The sequence below is a fragment of the Nocardiopsis sp. RV163 genome (assembly GCF_001029525.1).
Taxonomy (GTDB): Bacteria; Actinomycetota; Actinomycetes; order Streptosporangiales; family Streptosporangiaceae; genus Nocardiopsis; species Nocardiopsis dassonvillei.
This window is the reverse complement of the sequence record NZ_LEKI01000287.1, coordinates 1-3,430: the sequence shown is the minus strand read 5'-3', so window position 1 is coordinate 3,430 and position 3,430 is coordinate 1. Positions and strand designations below refer to the sequence as shown.

Annotated in this window: 3 protein-coding genes; all 3 read right to left on the bottom strand. The window is 68.5% G+C overall.

Going from position 1 to position 3,430, the window contains the following annotated elements; all coding sequences use genetic code 11:
• Positions 1-268: 268 nt before the first annotated feature.
• Entirely contained in the window at positions 269-2,299 is a 2,031-nt protein-coding gene (locus tag ABD54_RS26055) for a hypothetical protein (RefSeq protein WP_047872196.1), read from the bottom strand.
• Positions 2,300-2,576: 277 nt separating this feature from the next.
• Positions 2,577-3,086 carry a UTRA domain-containing protein gene (locus ABD54_RS26775; RefSeq protein WP_053063659.1) on the bottom strand — a complete coding sequence of 170 codons (510 nt, stop codon included), beginning with the start codon at positions 3,084-3,086 and terminating at the stop codon, positions 2,577-2,579.
• A gap of 13 nt (positions 3,087-3,099) precedes the next feature.
• A partial coding sequence (locus ABD54_RS26045; protein ID WP_047872195.1) for a UTRA domain-containing protein occupies positions 3,100-3,430 on the bottom strand: 331 nt, incomplete at its 5' end.

The following is a 3,430-nucleotide window of genomic DNA, read 5'->3' as shown; positions in this document are numbered from 1 at the left end:
CACCCGCCCCTCGTCGAGGCGGTCCCGGCTACGGCCGGTAGGTCGGGCCGGTGGTGAGCGCCTGGTGGTACCAGGGGGCTCGCCGCCCCCTGGACCCCGCCCACCCGGACGGGAACCCGGCGCGAACAGGACGCGCGGGACCAAGGCCTGTGCGCGCCGGAACCCCGCCCGGAACGCTGACCTGGGCGAAGGCAGCAGCGGGAACCACGCCCCCCACCTTTACACTGTAAACCTGGGCGTTCTTCAGGCCCCAGACCCACGCCCAGAATCAGCGATGACAGGTTGAGCAGTCCACGCGCACCAACTCAATAACGCCGCCGACATCGCGGGGCTGGTACTTGTAGCGGCCGTCCTGCTGGCAGCGACCGCAGTACGGCACGCTCCACTGCGGCCCAGGATCTTCCAGAGCACCGTCTACGGCCGCCAGAGCTTCGCTGGGGCCTTCGGAGGTGCGGTTGCGGGTCTCCTCTCGGTGGCGGGCCTGTGCGTCGTTCCTGGCGTCTTCGAGGGCCTGACCGGTCTCCTTGGACTCCGGGTCCTCCGCGACGTGGTCTTCCGTCTCCTGCGGCCCTGTGGGACCTTGGCCCTGCGCAGCAGCGGCGGACAGGTCCCGGGCTTCCTCGGACTTCTCCCGCTCGCACACCAGGCAGTACGGGACTTCCGGGGTGGACCACTCCGGCACGTAGGCGGTGCCGTGCACCGGGCACCGACCCGGGTTGGCAGCGAGCCGCTTCGCGGCGGCCGCATCCGCCTTCCGCTTGTGGACCAGGGCCAGGTGCTCCTCCAGGCGCTCGACCGAGCGCATCCGGTCGCTGGCCACGGCCCAGGGGTTGAGCACCCGCTCCGGACTGATCCCGTCGAAGACCAGCTCCAAGGCCTCGTCGGTGTAGCCGCGCTCGCGCAGGTTGCGCAGCCGTCCGATCAGCGCCTCCTGGTCGGCACGCCCCTGGCGGCACATCAGCCGGGGCACGCACTTGTCCACCAGCGGCCACAGCGGGTCCTGCGAAGCGTCCGAAGCCGCCGCAGGCGCTTCGTGACGCTCTTCTGCCCGAGGACTCCCGTCTCCGTCCGTGAGGGCCTGGTCCACCCCGCCAGGGGCAGGGGACTGCTCCTGTGGTTGACCACCTACGGACGGAGGGTGGTTAGTGGGGTTGTTAGTGGGGTTGTTAGTTCTGTCGCCACACAGCGCACAAACCCTCGCTGCCCCGCGCACAAACCCTCGCTGCCGTGCGCACATACCCCCCTGTGGACAACCGGGGTTATCCACAATTGGCAGGTCAGAGGGTTTGTGCGCAGGGCGTTGAGGGTGGGCCCGGTGGGCCAGCACGGCGTCGATGCGGGCGGTGATCTGTTCCGGGTCGCGCCACTCGCCCGCGTGCAGCGGCAGCGGGTGCAGCAGCCCTGCGCCGGGGTGTTCGAGGACCACGTAGCGGGTCGCCCCGCCGCCGCCGCGCCGGTGTTCGCCGCGGTGGTTGAGCCCGGCCTTGCCGATGGCGCCCAGGTGCTCCAGGCGCGCGGTGGACTCGCCCACGGTGTTGTCCTCGATGCCGAGGATGCCGCCGATGGTGGACCGCATCACCTGTGTGGCCCACCGGCCCTCGTTGGTGGAGATGCGGCTGCACAGCACCACGTAGACGGCCAGGTCGATCAGGGTGACCTGGGGGTGGTAGGCCACCCAGGTCATCGCGCTGATGTAGGGCCAGGACCTGCGTCGTTCAATCGCTTCCAGGCGGCTGTAGGGGCCTTCCTCGTGCAGGCGCACGTCGATACGGTCGGGGTAGGTGGCTTCTCCCACGTCGATCGGGTGCGGGTGCAGGAAGCCCAGCGGCGGGGTGGGCGCCATGGTGTACCGCGGGGCGGCGCGGACCCGGCCCTTGGTCTCGGTGCACGAGGTCGGGCAGGCGTAGGCCTGCGGGGTGCCGCACCCGGCGCAGTCCTTGGTCTTGGTCACCCGGCGTTCGATCTCCAGGATGCCCATGGCCGCCAGGCGCTCCACGAGGCCGCCCTTGGACCGCTTGCGGGGCGCGGAGGTGACGGTGCTGCGGGACAGGCCCCAGCGCTTCATGATCGCTGCGACATCGACCTCGAAGGCGAAGTCCTGGGTCTGGCTGTTGACGAAGGTCCACAGCCAGGCGGCGAAGCCCACGGCCTTGGCGTCCGTGGCGTCCTGCTTGGGCAGGTAGGCCATCCAGGTGGGCATGTCGAAGTAGGGGATGCGAAGCGGGCGTCCGGTAGGGCCGACGATGACCTCGTTGGTCGCGTCGGCCCCCCCCGCCGCTCGGGGTGGGTGGGGTGTCACGTCGGTCTCTTCCTAGACCGACACCGCGATTGGGCGCTCACATGTAGCTCTACCGCACCGAGTGGGTACGATAGAGACAGCGTGTAGAGGTGAGCACCTGGTCGCAGCATCGACCAGCTCGTTCTACGGAGGCGGGGATTCCGGCGGCAACCGGGCCCCGCCTTTTGCTTTGGGGCGGTTCTTTGACCTTAGAGGTCATGACGCTCGCGTGTCGCTTCAGTCACACAGCGATGCTGAAGAAGGCCCGGACGGGATTCCGTCCGGGCCTCATGCGTTTCTACAGGTCGTAGACGAAGACCTGTCGGTCCGCTGGCGCCGCGATCTCGGTGATCTCCAGGACCTGGTCGTCCGTGCCCCGCGTGATCCGGTCGATCACCACCACGGCGACGTCGCCAGCGATCCCGAACGTCTCCTGGAAGTCCGCGTCCGGAACTCGCGCCGAGACACGGTCCTGCTGGCGCAGCTTGTGCCCAGCCTCCTCCATGCGCGCGTACATCCCGCCGGAGCCTGTGTCCAGTTCGCCAAGCTGCGGAACCTGAGCTACGAGATCCGGGTGCAGATACGTCACCGCGGTTTGGAGCAGCTGGCCGTCTCCCTTCATACGCCGTGACCGCACTACGGTTTCGGTGCCCTGCGGGATGCCCAAGCGCTCAGCGAGGGGCCCGTTGATCTCGGCCCTCCGGATCTTCGTCTCGACGTCGGGACGAAGGCCAGCGTCTTCCAGGTCTCCGTAGAAACCGCGCTGGTCACGTGCGGTCAGGCGGTTGCTGGCCGTTCTTTCGATCATCTTCTCCCCCTTGTTAGTCCGGCACCTTGAAGCGATAACTCCAGCTGAAGTGGCCTGCGCGGTAGGTTCCTCGCGCGTACTCGACAGGTTGCCCTGCCGAAGTGAAAGCGGTACGGCGGAGATCGAAAACCGGCTCTCCCACCGGTATGTGGAGCGCTTGCTCCTCCTCCGCCGTGGGCATCCGAGCCGAGATCTGCTCCTCGATCTCGTCGGGCCCTATCCCCAGTTCATCCAGCACCGAAAATCCGCCACCCGTCCCGGCCGGGCCGGGCTCCGGGTCTGCGATGGGCGTGTCGCGCACATCATCCAGGCGGTACCAACTCGTGAGCCGCTGCGTGGGCTCC

Excerpts from the sequence above, each read along its gene's own strand:
- ABD54_RS26775 (WP_053063659.1), bottom strand. The coding sequence starts at position 3,086 with ATGATCGAAAGAACGGCCAGCAACCGCCTGACCGCACGTGACCAGCGC.